General features: G+C 55.6%; 14 protein-coding genes. 3 read left to right on the forward strand and 11 right to left on the reverse strand.

Annotated features, from left to right (window positions below; translation table 11 throughout):
• Position 1 precedes the first annotated feature (1 nt).
• Together ATHL_RS12670 and ATHL_RS12675 are read left to right on the forward strand one after the other, a co-directional pair.
• On the forward strand, positions 2-1,009 hold the full coding sequence (locus ATHL_RS12670; protein WP_062194376.1) for an ABC transporter ATP-binding protein: 1,008 nt from the start codon (positions 2-4) through the stop codon (positions 1,007-1,009).
• A complete protein-coding gene (locus ATHL_RS12675; RefSeq protein ID WP_062194380.1) occupies positions 1,002-1,829 on the forward strand; it encodes an ABC transporter ATP-binding protein in 828 nt (275 codons plus the stop codon). The genes ATHL_RS12670 and ATHL_RS12675 overlap by 8 nt, the downstream gene beginning before the upstream one ends.
• Positions 1,830-1,935: 106 nt before the next feature.
• Here the strand turns inward: ATHL_RS12675 and ATHL_RS12680 are convergent, their stop codons facing one another.
• The 11 genes from ATHL_RS12680 to ATHL_RS12735 form a co-directional block, all read right to left on the reverse strand.
• A complete protein-coding gene (locus tag ATHL_RS12680) occupies positions 1,936-3,069 on the reverse strand; it encodes a response regulator (RefSeq protein WP_062194382.1) in 1,134 nt (377 codons plus the stop codon).
• Between the two features lie 107 nt (positions 3,070-3,176).
• The gene (locus ATHL_RS12685) at positions 3,177-3,386 is read right to left on the reverse strand and encodes a hypothetical protein (protein ID WP_062194385.1); all 210 of its coding nucleotides are present in this window, start codon (positions 3,384-3,386) and stop codon (positions 3,177-3,179) included.
• A gap of 9 nt (positions 3,387-3,395) precedes the next feature.
• A complete protein-coding gene (locus ATHL_RS12690; RefSeq protein WP_062194451.1) occupies positions 3,396-4,388 on the reverse strand; it encodes an ABC transporter ATP-binding protein in 993 nt (330 codons plus the stop codon).
• Between the two features lie 62 nt (positions 4,389-4,450).
• The gene (locus ATHL_RS12695; protein ID WP_062194388.1) at positions 4,451-5,407 is read right to left on the reverse strand and encodes an ABC transporter ATP-binding protein; all 957 of its coding nucleotides are present in this window, start codon (positions 5,405-5,407) and stop codon (positions 4,451-4,453) included.
• A 2-nt stretch (positions 5,408-5,409) separates the two neighbouring features.
• Positions 5,410-6,759, reverse strand: a complete 1,350-nt coding sequence (locus tag ATHL_RS12700; protein WP_062194391.1) for an ABC transporter permease — start codon at positions 6,757-6,759, stop codon at positions 5,410-5,412.
• Positions 6,760-6,761: 2 nt separating this feature from the next.
• Complete coding sequence (locus ATHL_RS12705) at positions 6,762-7,886, reverse strand: ABC transporter permease (RefSeq protein ID WP_062194394.1); 1,125 nt, start codon at positions 7,884-7,886, stop codon at positions 6,762-6,764.
• A gap of 77 nt (positions 7,887-7,963) precedes the next feature.
• The gene (locus tag ATHL_RS12710) at positions 7,964-10,540 is read right to left on the reverse strand and encodes an ABC transporter substrate-binding protein (protein WP_062194397.1); all 2,577 of its coding nucleotides are present in this window, start codon (positions 10,538-10,540) and stop codon (positions 7,964-7,966) included.
• Positions 10,541-10,807: 267 nt separating this feature from the next.
• The gene (locus ATHL_RS12720; RefSeq protein ID WP_062194402.1) at positions 10,808-12,763 is read right to left on the reverse strand and encodes an ABC transporter substrate-binding protein; all 1,956 of its coding nucleotides are present in this window, start codon (positions 12,761-12,763) and stop codon (positions 10,808-10,810) included.
• Between the two features lie 63 nt (positions 12,764-12,826).
• Positions 12,827-13,744 (reverse strand): ribosome small subunit-dependent GTPase A, encoded by a 918-nt coding sequence (rsgA, locus tag ATHL_RS12725; RefSeq protein ID WP_062194405.1) that lies wholly within the window; start codon positions 13,742-13,744, stop codon positions 12,827-12,829.
• A complete protein-coding gene (locus tag ATHL_RS12730; protein ID WP_062194407.1) occupies positions 13,741-15,936 on the reverse strand; it encodes a penicillin-binding transpeptidase domain-containing protein in 2,196 nt (731 codons plus the stop codon). Before ATHL_RS12730 ends, rsgA begins: the two co-directional genes overlap by 4 nt.
• A gap of 28 nt (positions 15,937-15,964) precedes the next feature.
• A complete protein-coding gene (locus tag ATHL_RS12735) occupies positions 15,965-16,633 on the reverse strand; it encodes a Maf family protein (RefSeq protein WP_084001421.1) in 669 nt (222 codons plus the stop codon).
• Between the two features lie 119 nt (positions 16,634-16,752).
• Between ATHL_RS12735 and xpt the strand changes: the two genes are divergently transcribed.
• Positions 16,753-17,325 (forward strand): xanthine phosphoribosyltransferase, encoded by a 573-nt coding sequence (gene xpt, locus ATHL_RS12740; RefSeq protein ID WP_062194410.1) that lies wholly within the window; start codon positions 16,753-16,755, stop codon positions 17,323-17,325.
• The last annotated feature ends 2 nt before the right edge of the window (positions 17,326-17,327 follow it).

A 17,327-nucleotide genomic window follows, 5' to 3' on the forward strand; every position in this document is an offset into this window, starting at 1 on the left:
CATGGGAAAAATCATGCTTGAAGTGAACGAACTCACCACCAAATATATCACCCGGTTCGGGGAGAATGTGTATGCGGTGGATCATGTATCCTTAAAAGTTGAAGAGGGAAAGTCGCTGGGCATTGCTGGAGAATCGGGCTGCGGCAAGTCAACCCTGGCCCTCAGCCTGATGGGGTATTATTTTGCTCCTCTGCACTACACCAGCGGCGAGATCATTATCGACGGGCAAAAAATTACTGGAATGGACCCCGACGATATTCGGAGAAAAATCCTGGGGAAAGAGATTGCTTACATACCCCAGGCCGCAATGAATGCGCTCAACCCCACCCTGAAGATCATTCACTTCATCGAGGATGTCATCCACGCTCACGATCCGAAGGCCACTAAAAAGGAAATTTACGAACTCGCCCGGGAACGCTTTGCGATCCTTGGCCTCCCTGAAGAAGTACTGCAGAAATACCCGGTTGAACTTTCGGGAGGGATGAAACAACGTACAGTCATTGCCACCTCGGTGATCCTGTCACCCAAAGTCCTTATCGCCGATGAGCCTTCCTCCGCATTGGATGTAACCTCGCAGAAGATGGTGATTAAAATGCTGAAGGACCTGATGGAAAAGGGCTTTGTGAAAGCCATGATTTTCATCACCCATGAACTTCCCCTGCTTTATAACGTCACGGATGACATCATGGTGATGTACGCGGGGCAAATTGTCGAGAAGGGCACTGCGAGAGAAGTGGTCTTTGATCCACTTCATCCTTACTCCAAAGGCCTCATGGGTGCCATCATTGTCCCCGAAAGCGGCGTCAGAAACGTAAAATTGACCGCGATCCCGGGAACTCCCCCGAACCTGAAAAATCCACCCTCCGGTTGCCGGTTTGCCGATCGATGCAAATATGTTCAGCCAGAATGCAAAGTGCGCTCGATTGACTTCCGGGACGTTGGAAACGGGCGTGCTTACCGCTGTATCTTTTCAGAAGAACAACTGAGAAAGGCGTATCAAAATGGTTGAAGAAAATCAAGCCATTCTGAAAGGGGTGGGCCTCACCAAGGTTTTTGGCCTTGGCCACCGTAAAACGATAGCCGTAGATCACGTGGATGTGGAATTTCGGGAAGGCGAAGTCAGCTCCATTGTAGGTGAATCGGGCAGCGGAAAGACCACTTTAGCCAAAATGCTTCTGGGCCTGATCAATCCTACCGAAGGTGAGATCTATTTTCAGGGGAAAAGGCTGGACCTCCGCACTTATAAAAAGAAAAAGGAATACTGGACGAACATCCAGGCGATTTTCCAGGATCCTTATTCCTCGTATAACATTTTTAACAAGATCGACACCCTGCTTTTAGATTGTATCCGCATGCGCGGGGGGCACCGGTTACCTCACGCCAGAAAAGTGGAAATGATGACCGAGGCGTGTAGCTTTGTAAACCTGAAATACGAGGAACTGACCAATAAATATCCCTTTGAGCTTTCCGGCGGGCAAATGCAGCGGTTAATGATCGCCCGTATTTTCCTGTTAAAGCCCAAAATCCTCGTCGCAGACGAACCTACTTCCATGATTGATGCCTGTTCACGGGCCACCATCCTCGATATGCTCATGAAACTGCGGGATGAGGTTGGTATGACAATCATCTTCATCACCCATGATATTGGGCTGGCCTATTACGTTTCGGACAGTGTCTACATCATGGCGCATGGAAAAATTGTGGAGAGCGGTTCGGCCGACGACGTGATTCTACACCCCAAAGCAGAGTATACGCGCCGCCTGATCAATGACGTTCCAAAAATCCATGAGGCTTGGGATCTTTCCACGGTCGATTATTCCGAAATTTAAGGCCGCAGACAGGCCACACTCCTTCTGCAACTTTAACGTCAAACGCTCCCCTTTGGTTTTTTTTCGACCCAAAGGGGAGCATCTTTACCTTTAGCCCTTCAAGGGGTTACTCCTCGTCGGGCAACAAGCCAAGCTTGCGAGCTTCTTCAAAACTGAGCACGTCTGAAGCCTGAGGGGGTGGAGGTTCAGGAATCTCCTGTTTCCAGAAGGCCTCCACATCTTCCGCCTGGAAGGAAGTAGCGCCTTCCAGAAGTGCCTTGAGCTTCTCTACATCCTCGGAAGAGGGAATATCTCCGGCTGTCGAAGGCGGGCTTTCCTCTTCCTCCACACGGGCCGGGAGGTCGCTTACCAGAGGATTCAGGTTCAACCCCATCTCGGTCAGAATACGCGCCGCTTCCTTCTGGGCCAGGCGAACCTCTTCAAACGCCAGCGCCAGTCGCACCGACCCCGGTCCTGAAGGAAGGTACAGCGCCAGCGCAAACCGCCCCACCGGCGCTACCACCAGGTCGCCTTCCGCTCCCCGCAATGCCTGCACAGCCTCTGGCAAAGTGCTCCCAAGCTGGCGAGACAGCTTATGAACAATGCTCAGCCCGGCCATCAAATCTCCTGCCAGACCTTCGATGCGCGCGGCGGCTTCACCGTTCCCAGCCTGCGCCGTGACATGCCCGACATCATCCAGCAGGAGCACCGCCATCGCTCCCAGCGATGCCCTTAACTGCGCCAGCATCTCACTGAGGGTTAAAGCCGCTGGCGGAGAAGGTATTTCCGTTGGAGCCGGAGGAATGGGAGAAGGTAATGGCGAGGCCTTCCCTTCCTCATCCCCATGTTCTCCCACCGGTGAAGATGCTTCAACGAGGGTGAAAGACTCGACCTCAAGAGCCTGCTGTACAGCGTCGAGGAATGCGGCGACGCTGAGGGGCTTTCCAAGGATGGCATACGCGCCCACTTCCCGGCTCTGTGCCTCAAGCGCCGCATCAATTTCCAGGCCGGTGATCATTAAAAACTTTATTCCCGGTTGCCGCGCGTGCACCCGTTTCACCAGTTCAAATCCCGACATACCCGGCAGGCGAATATCCACCACCATCAGATCCACGCGATAGGCCGAAACTTCCACCATGGCTTCCTCTGCCGAGGGTACGTAGGTGACAGCCACCTGAGGGTAAGCGGTACGCAGGGCCTGTTGATACATCCGCCCGACATCCCGGGCGTCATCCACAATCAAGATGCGCTTCCCAGTCATACGCCCATTATACGCAAAAAAAGAGAAACCGGGCCTCTCAACCTGGCCCGGCTTCCCGGTAAATATTTAACGGCGTGTTTCTGAGGATTGCTTCCGTTCAACCCGTTTCATCTATCGCGGCGGCGGCCTACCGCATAAAGCGCGGCACCAAGCGTTCCGACCACCATACCCACCAGAGAAGACCCATAACTGATGAAATTCAACAGAAAGGTCGACTCCAGCACTTTAATCACCATCAACAATGGCAGGATAACTCCCGCCAGCATCAGGAAGAACCCCACCAGCATCAAAACCCCGGGACGAACCCTCGATAACATTGAAACCGCCTACTTGTACAGCCAGCACCTCACTGTATGGTCCGGCTCCACCTGGAAGTCAGGGGGCACTTCCACATCACAGACTCCCGAGATCATCCGCGCACAGCGCGGGTGGAAACGGCATCCCGCTGGCGGCCTGATCAGGTTCGGTGGTTCACCGGGCGGCACTTCCTTGAAGGTGTACGCGTTGTTGGCGTCTGGCTCTGAAGTTCCCGTCAACAACGCCTGAGTGTACGGATGGGATGGGTTGCGCAACAGATCTTCGGTTTTCGCCTTTTCAACCAGGTTCCCTGCATACATGACGAAGATGCGCCGGGAGAAATAGCGCACGGTTGAAAGATCATGCGTGATGTAAATCACAGCGAGATTGTGCTTTTCCTGTAAACTCCGCAACAGCTTCAGAATTTCCACGCGAACCGAGGCATCCAGCATGGACACCGGTTCATCCGCCACCACCAGCTGCGGCTCCAGGATCATAGCCCGCGCGATCACCACCCGTTGTTGCTGACCGCCACTCAGCATGTGCGGGAATTTGGGCAGGAAGTCCTGCACAGGGGTCACCTTAACCTCGGTCAGTGCCTGCTCAATGCGCTGTAAGCGCTCGGGGCGGCTCAGATTGGTGTTGATCAGCAAAGGCTCTTCCAGGATCTTCTCAACCGACATAAAAGGCGCCATCGCCCCGTACGGGTCCTGTTGCACGTATCCCACCTGCGCGCGGTACTTGCGAAGCTCGGCGTGTTTCATCCCGGCAATGCTCTGCCCTTTATAATAAATGGCCCCTCCGGTGATGCGGTTAAGCCCGAGAATGGTCTTCATCAGGCTCGATTTTCCACAGCCACTTTCACCAACAATGGCGATCGCCTCACCGTGATGCAGATCAAAACTTACATGGTCTACGGCGTGCACATAGCCTGCATGTCCAAAGCCAAACCGGCGCAATTCAAACCAGACCTGTAAATCTTGCACCGAGAGGAGAACTTCATCCTTGCTTTCAGGGTTCAAAGCCACGGAGGAGGTAGACTGAACACTCTCAAGAATAGTATGATCGGCCATTCAAGCTCTCCTTACGCATACAACCAGCATTTAACCAGATGCCCATCCTTGTGGAACACCGGTGGATCTTCCTCACATCTGCCAAACCGCGCCGGGCAACGATCCTTAAAACGGCACCCGGTAGGCAGGTTCAACAGGCTGGGTGGTTGGCCGACGATAAAATCGGGCTCTTTATCTCCATGAAGCCGGGGGACACTCGCCATCAATTTCTGAGAATAGGGATGAAACGGTTCCTGGAAGAACTGCGCGGCTTTCCCTACTTCCACGATCTGCCCGGCATACATCACCGCCACTTTATTGGCCAGCTCGCTGGAGGTGGCAATATCGTGGGTGATTAAGATATAGCTGGTTTCCATTTCCTTTTTAATGCGCTTGAGCACATTGAAGATATTCGCCTGGGTAAGCACATCCAGCGCCGATGTGGGTTCGTCTAAAACAATGAGATCAGGCGTGGTCACCAGCGACATGGCAATCGCCACCCGCTGGCGCATTCCACCTGAAAGCTCAAAGGCATACCGGCCAAGGAATTCTTCAGGAACCCCTACCAGGTTGAACATCTTGCGGGCCTGCTCCATCGCGCCTTCTTTAGGCGCTCCATAATGGATCATCATGGGTTCGGCCACCTGGTCTCCAACCTTGAGCACCGGATTGAGCGAATTCATCGCCGCCTGTGGCACCAGCGACATCTGACGCCAGCGCACGTTCCGGCGATATTCCTCATCGTTCAACGTCATCACATCTTTATTGTTTAAAAACACCCTGCCGGAATACCGCTGCACATTTCGCGGGAGCAGGCGTAAGATGGCCTTGGCCAGCGAGGTCTTTCCACACCCCGATTCCCCCAGAATCACGATGGCTTCATTATAGTCCAGCTCCAGGTTTACCCCATCGACCGCCTGTACCGTTCCGCGTTCGGTGCGGAAATGGAGCACCAAATCTTCAATACGGAGTAACTTTGTGTCTGCCATGATTACAGGCCCCTCAACTTCGGATTGAAAATTCGATCCAGCGCAAAGCCCAGCATGGCAAAGCCCAGACCGGTCACCATCAACAACACCGCCGGTTCAATGATCCAGTAATACCAGCCCTTATACAGTGCACCGTTCATTTCCGCATCATTGATGATCTTCCCCCAGGTGGGCAGTACTGGATCTCCCAGGCCAAGGACTGCCAGCGAGGCTTCCAGAAATACATACGACGGTACCGAGGAAACCAGAGTGGGGATCAACAGAGGAATGATGCGAGGTATCAAATAGGTAAAGATAATGCGAATGTTACTCGCACCGTAAGCCCGCGCCGCTTCGATATAGGTAGATTCCTTAACCTGCATGAAGATGGCGCGATAAGACTTAATCGACCCGGTAAAGATACTCAAAAGAACCGTAACCCCCAGGATCGTCCAGATACTGCGGTTGTAAAAAGTACCCACCATGATCAGGATCGCCAGGAAAGGCAACACCAGGTTAATCTCGGTGATGCGCTGGATCAGGTCATCCACCCAGCCCCCATACCACGCGCCAATAGCCGCAATGATCATGGTGAGCACGGCTGTACCGAGAGCAGCCAGCAGACCGAAGGCCAGGGCAATCGGGGCTCCCCAGAGCAACGGCACCATCAGGTCACGCCGCGAAATGTCGGTGCCTGCCAGCCCGAACACCTTGCCATGGAAAACAAACTCCGCGTTAATATCGGACCCTTTTTCAAAGGTCACACCGTTGATCACCAGTTGATAGGTGCCCTTCAGCGGCACAGGAGGGTCCGATTTTGGCACCGAGAAGAGCGCCACCATGACATTTTCGGTCTTCAGGCGCTTGATCAACTTCTCATCCTGAGAAAAACGGAAGTTTTGTTTGGCGTTCAAGCCAAAATCCGAGATGCGAATTTTCCGCTCGTCGGGAGTGATGAGGTAGATCGAGACAAACGGCTGCTTCGACTGAAACGTCGAAGTAAAGTAAACCATCATCTCCTGCGGAAATTCATCATAATTGAAGTCGAAAGAATAGGTGAAGTCAATCGAAGCGGTATCTTCTTTCCCGGGGGTCACTTTCTTCAAAAGCGACCCTTCCGTATCGCCCGATTTCACCGCGAAAGAAACCGGCTGCTTTTTGGCGAGGAACAGGTTATACCAGGAGGGCGGAGCCGTCTTGGGGTTTTGATACCACACCTCTTCCCCCCCGCGCCACAATCGGATGGCCTCAGAATACGGGATTTTGATCATCGCATAGATCGCCAGCGCGATTAACAGCAGGATAATGATTGCCCCGGCGATTGCAGATGGATAATACAGGATATCGCGAATGGTATCTTTGAGCTTATTCATAATTACTGCCCACTGCCCCCTACTTTCACGCGTGGATCAACCAGAGCATAGACAAAGTCGAGGATAAACACCGTGACAGCCAGCAAATAAGCATAAATGATGGTCGAGCCAACGATCACCGGCGTGTCGTACAGACCGATCGCCTGGTAGAGAGTGCGCCCCAGTCCGGGCCACAGGAATACCGTCTCTGTAATCGTCGCCCCCGTCCACAGGCTGATGACCAGCAGGGCAAAATTGGTGATGATGGTGGGCAATGTGGGCCGTAAAATGTAACGACGTTCAATATCACGTGAGGCCAGCCCTTTTGCTTTGGCCATCTCAACATAATCTTCGCTGGAATAAATCAGGAAGAACGTACGCCAGTTGTAGATACTTAGAAAGAGCGAACTGAAGATCAGGGAAGCGCCCGGCAGAATGAGATGTTTAAGCAAGCTGAGAGTATACTCGACCGGATTGGTGGGAGGTGGTGCATCCACCATCCCGCCAAAAGGCAAGATCTTTAACAAAGCTGCAAAAATCAGGATGAAGAAAATACCGTAAAACCACGGAGGGGCAGCAGAAGTGGGTGAAAGGGCAATAACTATCTTATCCCAGATACTGCCGTAATTCCTCGACAAAGAAAGTGCGATGAACACACTGCTAAAAAAGAGAATCAGCTCAGAAGTGCCCATTAAAAGCAGGGTAGCCGGTAAGCGCTCTAAAATGATCGCCCGCACCGAGCGTGATCCGCTATCGCTGATCATATTGACCGCCCGACCCAGGTTCAACTGCAGGGCATTGCCTAGGTAGCGAAACGCCCGCACCATAAAGGGTGTATCCAGTCCCAGGCGTTTTTCTTCCAGTTTGATCATGTCCTCGGTCAACTTCTTGCGCATTTCGGGCGTCACTTCCTGGTTGGCCGTCATCGCCGCCACACGCATGATCGTGCGCTCTCTGATCTCAGAGCGCATGATCTCATCCACATAACCACCCATGTTGGCGATCATGATGGTTAAAAATACGCCAATAACTACCGTGATGAACAGGGTAACCAGCCGAATGACAGCAAAACGGGCCACCCGGCTTAATGTGGAAGTGCCTGCTTTGCTTTTTGTACCCTCTGAGAGCGTCTGAGGTACTGCTGTCATTGATTTGTTCCTCACTAATCAGGATAAATAGGGGCAAGGTTGCCCTTGCCCCTATCGTTCTCCACAATCGTGCAGCCTTACGGGGCGGTCACGAAGTCAATCGAGGAGAAGGTCGGCACACTGACTACCAGCGGCACCACCGCGACCTCGAGCTTGTTCGAGCCCGCTTCGAGCTTGGCAGTATCCTCAGCACTGAGCGTAATGGTGTACTTACCGTCTTCGACGAACTGAGCATCCGCCACCGAAACGATCTCATTCTTGGCGTTGTAGAGCAAGTATTTCACCTGCTTGATCTCCGCCTGCGGATAGGGCTCATCCTTGAAGGTAACCGCAACTTCGAAGGTAGCCTCTTCACCAATCTTCACCTGTCCGGGTCCATCCAGCGTCACATCGGCCAGCTTGGGCTCACCGAAGTTCGACCAGCGGTCAGCCAGGTCAGGATAGTCGGCGAAGTGCTTGAGCGTCAGGCTCTTCTCAGTCAGGAAAGCCTTATCCAGGTAGTAGGGGCCGGTGCCAACCCAGAAGTGGTTGTGCTCGCCGTACCAGGCCTTCAGGGCCTCGTAGCGCGCCTTGGCCTCTTCGGGGGTCACATACTGGCTCATCGTCGGAGCGTAGGGGATGTAGGATTCAGACAGAGCCTTGTCGAGGTATTTCGCCAGGATCTCCAGGCTGGGGCCGCCCACGAAGCTCGTCCACTCGATCTGCTTCTGGCCAGCCTTGTCGGTCGAGTACGCCAGTTCGCCATTGGCTTCCGCCAGGTTGGCGATCGCCAGCACATCCCAGGCGCCTTCACCGAAGCTGTAGGTCGGCCACAGGACCGGGATATTCAACTCGGCGTCCAGCTGATAGGTATCGCTGTAGTATTCGATCACCAGCGGATCGGTCGAGACGATCTTGTAACCCTTGAAGTCCTGGATGAAGAGTTCAAAGGTCGGCACAGCCTGTTCATCGTAGATCGGGCTCTCCTGCTTGGCGCGATCGAAGGTCATGATCAGCGTCATGATGAAGTCACCCAGCGAAACAGGCGAACCATCGTGCCATTTGACCGTCTTGAAGAGATCAGCCGGGTAATAAACAGTGGTCTTGCGTTTGGCGGTCAGTCCATCGGGGAATTTCTCGCCCACGGTAATGAACTTCTGGTCCTTGGCGTTCCAGTCCACCCACGCGTCAGCCGGCACTTTGATCTCTTTTTCGAACTTCAGATCAACCCAGTCGTGGGTCTTGCCGATGGGCAGACCTTCCTGAGCCACCACTTCGGCCTTCTCGATGCGCAGCGGCCACACCAGGCCGGTGAAGGGGTCGTACATCACATCGCCGCTCTGCGTGGCGCGGATGGCGCCCTGGTCATACGCCCAGTTCGAGCCGCCAATCGGGTTCCATGGATCACCGAACAGACCCTGGGTCGCCCACTTCAGCTGGCCACCTTCTTTGTCCATCCAGCGGGTGGTGTAAGGCCAGACCTGAGCTCCTTCAACACCAGCCGCCAGGTCAGCCGTGGTTTGCAGACCCTTGACGTAGGGGATGTAGTTCTTGCCATCGATGAGGAAGACCTGCAGCGAGTCCTGCAGCGAGAGCTCCAGAGCGCGTTTCATCAATTCATGGCGCTCTTCCAGCGTGTTGTACTTGGCATTCGCCAGGTCATCGCCCACTTTCTGGAATTCAGGATCGGGCTTGTTGGCCAGGAAAACCGGAATACCCTGAGCGCTGGTGGGCAGGTACATTTCCTGGAAGATATTGCTCTGGTCACGATCGAGGATCGTGGCGCTCCACGCGGCGGTATACAGATGCCATTTACCTTCATCAGGCTGCGAACCGATCCAGATCGGGCTGGCCTCAGAAGATTTCTTGTACTGGCGGTCTACCGTGAAGCCGATGGATTCAAGCTGATTGGCCACGTAATCACCGATGGGCTTGCGGGTACCATCGCTATCGGGGCGGATGAGGAAGATCAGGGTCACGGGCTTGCCGTTGTAGGTCCATTTGCCATCCACCAGCTTGGCCCCCATGGCTTCCATCTCAGCAGTGATCACTTCTTTAGCTTTGTCGGGGTTGTAAGCGTATTTGGCTTCCAGGGCGCGAGCGGTATCTGCCAAATCAGCATAATCGGGGAATTGGGTGGTAATTGCAAACCACTTCGGCAGAGCACCACCGGCGTACACTTCCTGGTTGATGTAGTTGCGGTCAACCAGCCAGTTCATCGCCTCGCGGATCTTGCGATTGCTGAAGGGGTTCAACTCGCCGTTCTTGAATTCGGCAGGGTTGAAGAGCAGGTCATAATACAGACCATTGGCGGTTGCATATTCCAAACCGGCTTCCTTGATGGAAGGCAGGTCTGCCGAAGAGAGACCGTTGGCATAGATGTCGATGGCGCCCGCTTTGAGCTGGGTAACCGCAGAAGCGGCATCGACCACCGTGAAGACGATCTCATCCAACCAGCCGCCCTTGCGCGTGGTGCGCGGGGCCTCGGTCGGGGTAGCCGTCGGGGCTTCGGTCGGAGCTTCCGTCGGCGCTACAGTCGGTGCTTCGGTCGCAGCCGGCTGAGTAGGTTGGGCCTGGGTGGGTGCCTGAGTTGCTGCACCGCCACCACATGCCGAAAGCACCATGCTGGCGATCACAATCAGACCCAAGACCAACATTAGCTTGTTTTGCTTCATTTTTTCTCCTCCTGTGAGAATGAGAAACTGATTGAGGTTTTTGAGAGCCAGATCACTACAACATAAACTGCAGTGCCCCCGATTGCACTGCGGTTAATGTGTAAGTGGTTGCTCCCTTCACCTGTAAAAGACTGCCCTGGAAGACAGACTAGAAAAATGGTAGCATAAGGCTTGCATAGTGTCAAGAGATTTAACGAGGTGGTAAGCCTCCCCCGGATGAAAGCCTCCCTTTCCTCTATAGTGGAGCCAGCCAGAATCTCTTCCTGATTACTTCTGGCAACCTTCTCCCACATCCACGGTCTCGATCCCAGAAAGCAGGCTACGTGCAGTGGGATCAAGCTCTACTCCGCACAAATCGGGCCGTGAAATGGCAATCCTCAGGCCGTAATAAAGCGGGATGGACGGCAGTTGTTCGGCAAACAGGCGTTCCGCCGCCTGGAACTGGGCCGCGTAATCGGATTGATCGGGCAAAGCCCAGTAGGCCGCCTGGCAAGCGGCATCGAAGCGCTCATCCGTGAAGCCGGTAATATTCGCACCAATCCAGCGATTGCCGCTGGCAGGAATCTGATCGCTGGTATAAAGCTGGCATGGCACGCGTGCCGCTCCGTCCCAGGTAAATAATGCCAGGTCGAAATTCCGCCCAAAGAGCGGGCCATCGGGGCCGGGAGCAAACAATTCTCCAGGGTCGAGCAAGCTGATGCTCGTTTCCACCCCGCATTCCTTCAACCCCGCCTGCACCAGCAAAGCCGCCTGCCGGCGCAGTTCGGCCTGCGTGGTGAACAAACGTACGCTTAGCAGGGTTCCATCGGGCACATTGGGCACACCCACGGCCACACGAGGGGTAGATGGGTCACCATCGAGGTCTTTCCATCCCACTTCGTCGAGCAAACGCGCCCCCGCCGCCGGGTCGTAGGTATAGGCGGGTAAATCGGTCTGGTACAGTGGATGGGTAGGAGAAAGGTAACCCGCCGGAACGGCTGACCGGTTTTTGAACACCTCCTGAATCAATCGGTTGCGGTCAATGCACCGGGCAAATGCCTGCCGGGTGCGCACATCTCCAAACAGATCCGCGCGGTCACCGGCAGCCGGGTTATACCCATCATCATAACTGGCAGGGCGGATGCCAAAATCGAGGTGCTCCCACTCTGGCCCCTGTTGCAGGTAAAGTTTCAACCGCCCGTTGTTCTGGGTGTTGATCAACTCCTCCAGCAGGGGGAGAAATCCGGCATTTTGATCCACCACATCGCACTTCCCCCCTACCAGCGCCATCAGGGCGCTATCGGCGGGGTTTCCATTAAAAGTAAAGTCGAGGTAATCAAATTTGGGCAGGCCTTCGCCAGCACGGAAATACAGAGGGTTCTTGCGGAGGTGAATCCGTTCCCCCGGCACCCACGAGTCGATCACATACGGCCCCCAGCCCAGGGGCTGGCGGCGAACAGTCTCATCCGTGAGCAGTTGAGCCGCCGTCAGCCCGCCCCAGGCATGTTTGGGCAACGGGAGGAAGAAAAAGGTGGGGTAGCGCTGTTCTACGAACCCCGGCACCCCCACCCACTGAACCGTCAGCGAGTCAATCGCCGTATACGAAGCCGTGCGGTCAATCACCCCTTTGCTGGTCGGCGAAGCCGGGTCAGCCGCCACCTGATAAGAAAAGACCGAATCTTCCGCCGTGAGCGGTGCCCCATCCGACCATTGAATGCCGTCCTTAAGCCGGAAGGTGACTTCAAGCTGATCCATCTGCAGAGGAGAACTGCCATCCCAGACAACCGCACAGTCGCCAGAGCGGCACCCGCTCGGGAAGACCGTCACCCCTTTCGCCAGGGCAACCACCTGCCCGGCAGTATCTACCACCACATCTCCGGCAGACACATTCACCGGGCGTAAACGGGCGTCGCCATCCGTCAGAGAGGGCATCTTCTCCAGAATCACGGGCTGGGCCGAGAAGCCGCGGGTATCGTACGGTCCGTCGTAGATGGCTTCAAGAACATTCCACATACTGCGCGATGAACCGCCGTAAAGATAGAGCGTCTGCGGTTCTTCTGAAAGGCACACGGTTAACGTGCGAGGAGGAACAGCGGTAGGCGAGGGCTCCACCGTTGGAACCACCGGAGCACCGGGCGTGAGCGTGGATGAATTCAATGTGGAAATCTGTCCTGCCTGCTGGCAGGCCGCCAGCCAGCCAGCTATCAGCAGAAGCATGATCAGGAAAGGGATGCGCTTAAACATGATCCGAATTCTACCATCATCAAGCGCCGGGGGGCTAATCTCTTCTGCCGGGTGAGTCCTGTTTCATTCTTCCTCGCCAAACCGCATACGCAGGTAAGACTCATACCGTTGAGGATGAACCCGTCCTGTCTGGACTGCTTCGCGTACGGCGCACCCGGGTTCGTGAAGGTGAGTGCAATCACTGAACTGACAATTGGCCACCAGCTCGCGTAACTCCGGGAAATACCCATCCAGCTCTTCGGGCTGAGTATCCCAGAGGGCCAGTGCCTTCAGGCCCGGCAAATCGGCAACATACCCGCCTATATGCAAAGGAAACATCTGCCGGACAACCGTGGTATGCCGTCCCTTACTCGTCTGTTCGCTTACCTCCCGCACAGCCAGCCCCAGCTCAGGCTGAATGGCGTTCAACAGGCTCGACTTCCCCACCCCAGAGGGACCGGCCAGCCCCGAAATCTTTCCACGCAGCTGCTCTCTCAGAGCTTCTATCCCAAGGCATGTTTTCACCGAGGTATAAAGCACAGGATACCCGATCTGACGGTAAAGGCCAAACAAAGCCTCTGCCTGCTCCATCCCTACCAGATCCACTTTGTTGGCCACAATCATCGGAGGAATGGATTGCTTTTCCGCAATGACCAGAAACCGATCCAGCATTCGCAGGCGGGGAGCGGGTTCGGCACAGGCAAATACCAGCACAATCTGATCAATATTGGCCAGCAGAATCTGGCGGTATATCCCGCGGGGGCGCGGGTCAAGCCGGACGAGAGCACTGTGGCGCGGCTCAATCGCCTCAATCACCCCGCTGCCATCTGGCAGGCGGCGAATTTGCACCAGGTCGCCCACAGCAATAACATCTCCCTCGGCGCGCAGTCGTTTGAGCCGACCGCGGAGCTGACAAACCACCTGCCCCTGCGGGGTCTGCACCGTGTAAAACCCCGACGAAAGGTGAACGACCCGGCCTGGAACAAGGTCAGCGGAACTCATGGAGAAGGCGTTTCAGTCACTTCAGGGGTGGGTGTGCGGGTTACGTTGAGTTTGGCTTCCCAGGGGTAAATGCGCTGCGGCTGACCGAGGAAATACACCTCAATGATCCGCCGGGCGATGGGAGCGGCAATCTCCGATCCCTCACCTGAGAACTCGGCGATCACGGCCACCGCGATATCCGGTTTATCCTCGCGCCCGGCATTGGTGTAGGCGGCAAACCAGGCGTGTTCTTTGTCTGTGCCATTTTGGGCAGTACCTGTCTTCCCGTACACCGGAATGGCCAGCCCTGAGAAAGCGCGTACAGCCGTGCCGCGGCTGTTCACCACCACCTGACGCAGGGTGTCCTGGATGAGCTGGAGGTGCTCCGGGCTGATGGGCAGCTTCCCGCGCACTTCGGGTTTGAACTCATAAACGGGGTTGCCGTCAGGATCTACTATTTTTTCCACCACCTGCGGGCGGTAGAGGGTCCCGCCGTTTCCTACCGCGGCGATCATATCAGCCACCTGCAAGGGGGTCACCAGCATCTGCCCCTGGCCAATCGCCATCTGCACAGCCACTTCGTCGCTCTCAGGATCGGGCATGTTGCCGGTGCTTTCAGCTACCTGCTCAATACCGGTAGGCACCCCCAGCCCGAAGGCGCGCGCCATCTTTGAAAGCTCTCCGGCCATCCCGTTCTGAGAAAGCGTCAGACCGATGTGGTAGAACCACGGGTTACAGGAAGTGATCAGCCCCTGGGGCAGGGTGAGCACCCCGCTCGGCGGAAGACCGCGGCTGTACCTCCAGTCGTACAGCACATAACCGGGTAACTCGGTGAAGGTGAGCTGGCAGTTATAGGTATCTTCGGCAGTAAAGAGCCCCGTCTCCAATGCAGTCGCCATGGTGACGATCTTGAAAACCGACCCCAATGGATACCCCGCTCCCTGTGCAGCCCGGTTGACCAGCGGCTGGCGATAATCGTTGAGCACATCCTTCAGGGCACTCGAATTGAGGTTCTGCGGCTCGAACAGGTTGGGGTCAAACCCCGGAGATGAGGCCATGGCCAGCACCCGGCCGGTGTCTCGTTCCAGCACCACCACCGCACCGGTGAAGCCATTAATCGCCCGTTGCGCCTGGAATTGCAGGGCGGCATCAATCGTGGTGTAGAGCGATTGAGAGGGCACAGGGTCTTTCGCCCCGAGCCGGGTAATAACATTTCCCTGCGGGTCGGTGACATAGAGGGCCACTCCGGGCTGCCCGGCCAGATACGACTCGCCCCATTTCTCCAGTCCTGCCTGACCCACCTTGGCGTCCATGGGGTAACCACGGCGCTGGTATTCCTCCAGCTGTTCAGGCTGAATGAAAGACACATACCCCGTCACATGAGGGGCGATCCCACCGTCATAATAATAACGTGACCGGAAGGGCTTATAAGCAAAACCCGCCAGGTTTCGCACCACATCCAACCGCTGGTTAAGCTCATCCATGGTGGCCTCACCCACGGGAATGTACCAGGCGGGGTAGTTATCCCCGTAGAGGGCTTTGATCCACTCGGGGGGCTTCTGAGTCAGCCGCGACAGCTCACTGAGCACCGTCCCTTCCGTGCCTTCGGCAATGTCTCCCGGCACAATACCCAGCGCCACGGCATCCGTGGTGGCCGCAATGGGATACCCCTTGCGATCGTAGATATTGCCGCGTGAGGGGGTACGGTAATCAAGCTCAAGGCGGTTGCCGCCGCGCAATTCAGGCATGATCATGCCATCTTCCCACATCACACGCCAGGAACCATTGACCAGGGTAAGGTTCATGGTCATCTCACGGGTCAGGTCTCCGAGCAGAGCAGTTTTAAACGTCACCCGGTAAGCCGCCTGCCCGCTCGAAAGCCCGGTCATGGTCGAAAGCACCTCAAAATCTAAGGACTGGAGAGTAAGATTGATGGCCACTTCTTTATACCGGGTGGTGAATTGATCTTGAGGGGTGGCGTCCTGGCTGGTGGGGGCGAGCATGGCGTACATGGCCCCGTAGTCTTCTGCCTTCCAGGCCTCTAAAAATGCCCTGGCAGCATCGGCCACTTTAGGCACACTGGTGGTGTACACCTTGGGTGTATGCAATACCGATGGTGTGGGAACTTGCCCGGTGGGCACTGGCCCGGCAACCACCCCCGAACAGGCCACCAGAAAAACCACCATCAACCACGAAAACCTGAACCACTTCATGAAAGGTGCTGCACTCCTTTGCTCACGCTTACCCGATCTGTTCACCCCGGTAAACTGCCTCAAAGATAGGACACTGATAGGCCAGTACCTGCTGACAGCGAGCCGCCAAATCCTCCGGGGCTTCCACCCCAAAACGACGCATCACCCGGGCCAGATGGCACAACGGCAGCCCCATCACGCTGGCGTAACACCCCCCTAAATACTCCACCGGATGAAATTCTCTGTGTTGAATGGCATACGCCCCGGCTTTATCCAGCGGGTCGCCTGTGGCCACGTACGCTTCTATTTCCTCATCAGTATAAGCACGCATGGGCACCCGCGTTGCGCAGGTCTCTCCGCGTACCTTACCACTGGATGGTTCGACCACCACAATCGCCGTATATACCCGGTGCTCTTTTCCACGCAGGCGCTTCAGCATGGCCACGGCCTCGGCCTCATCCTGTGGTTTTCCCAGGATAGCCTCTCCATCCGCCACGGTGGTGTCGGCGCCGATGACCAGTGCGCCAATCGGGGCTGAGCGGCCCACAACCTGCGCCTTCTGCTCTGCCAGTCTGTATACATATTCCGCCGGGGGTTCACCCGGCAACGGCGTTTCATCAATCGATGCCGGTTGAATCGAAACCCTCCAGCCTGTCAGTTCAATTAATTCCCGACGGCGGGGTGAATTAGAAGCCAGTATAATCGGTCGATTGGTCATCTCAGGGGTGATTCTAACACGGAATGAGACCGCCCCCGCCAGAGGGTGTAGTAAAATAGAAACTCCTCCAAATGCTCATCATTTCTGGCACGTATTTTTTGTAGATGACGAGGTACGGAATGGAACTTCTGAAACAGCGTATTTTACGCGACGGCAAGTACCTGGGCAACGGCATTCTTAAGGTAGATAACTTCATTAACCACCAGGTAGATCCGGCTTTAATGGAAGCCTGCGGTATGGAATTTGCCCGCATTTTTGCCAACCTCGGCGCTACCCGCATCCTCACCGCCGAAATTTCTGGCATCGCCCCCGCCCTGATGACCGGGAAACACATGAATCTACCGGTAGTTTATGCGCGCAAGTCCAAACCGGTCACCATGCCCGACACTGTCTATCTCACTGTCGCCCCTTCCCACACCAAAGGGCGCATGACCGAGTTAATCGTCTCTCCAGAATACCTCTCACGGGGAGAGCGTGTGCTCATCATTGATGACTTCCTCGCTTCTGGCGCCACTATTCTCGGACTGGTGCGGCTGGCGCAGGCCGCCGGCTCAGAAGTAGTGGGCATTGGTGCACTCATCGAAAAGACCTTCGAGGGCGGGCGTGAAGCGCTGGCCCACCTCAACGTCCCCATTCACAGCCTGGCGGTCATCACCCGCATGGATGAGACCGGTATCTACTTCGCCGAATAATG

It is taken from the genome of Anaerolinea thermolimosa, assembly GCF_001050195.2.
GTDB lineage: Bacteria > Chloroflexota > Anaerolineae > Anaerolineales > Anaerolineaceae > Anaerolinea > Anaerolinea thermolimosa.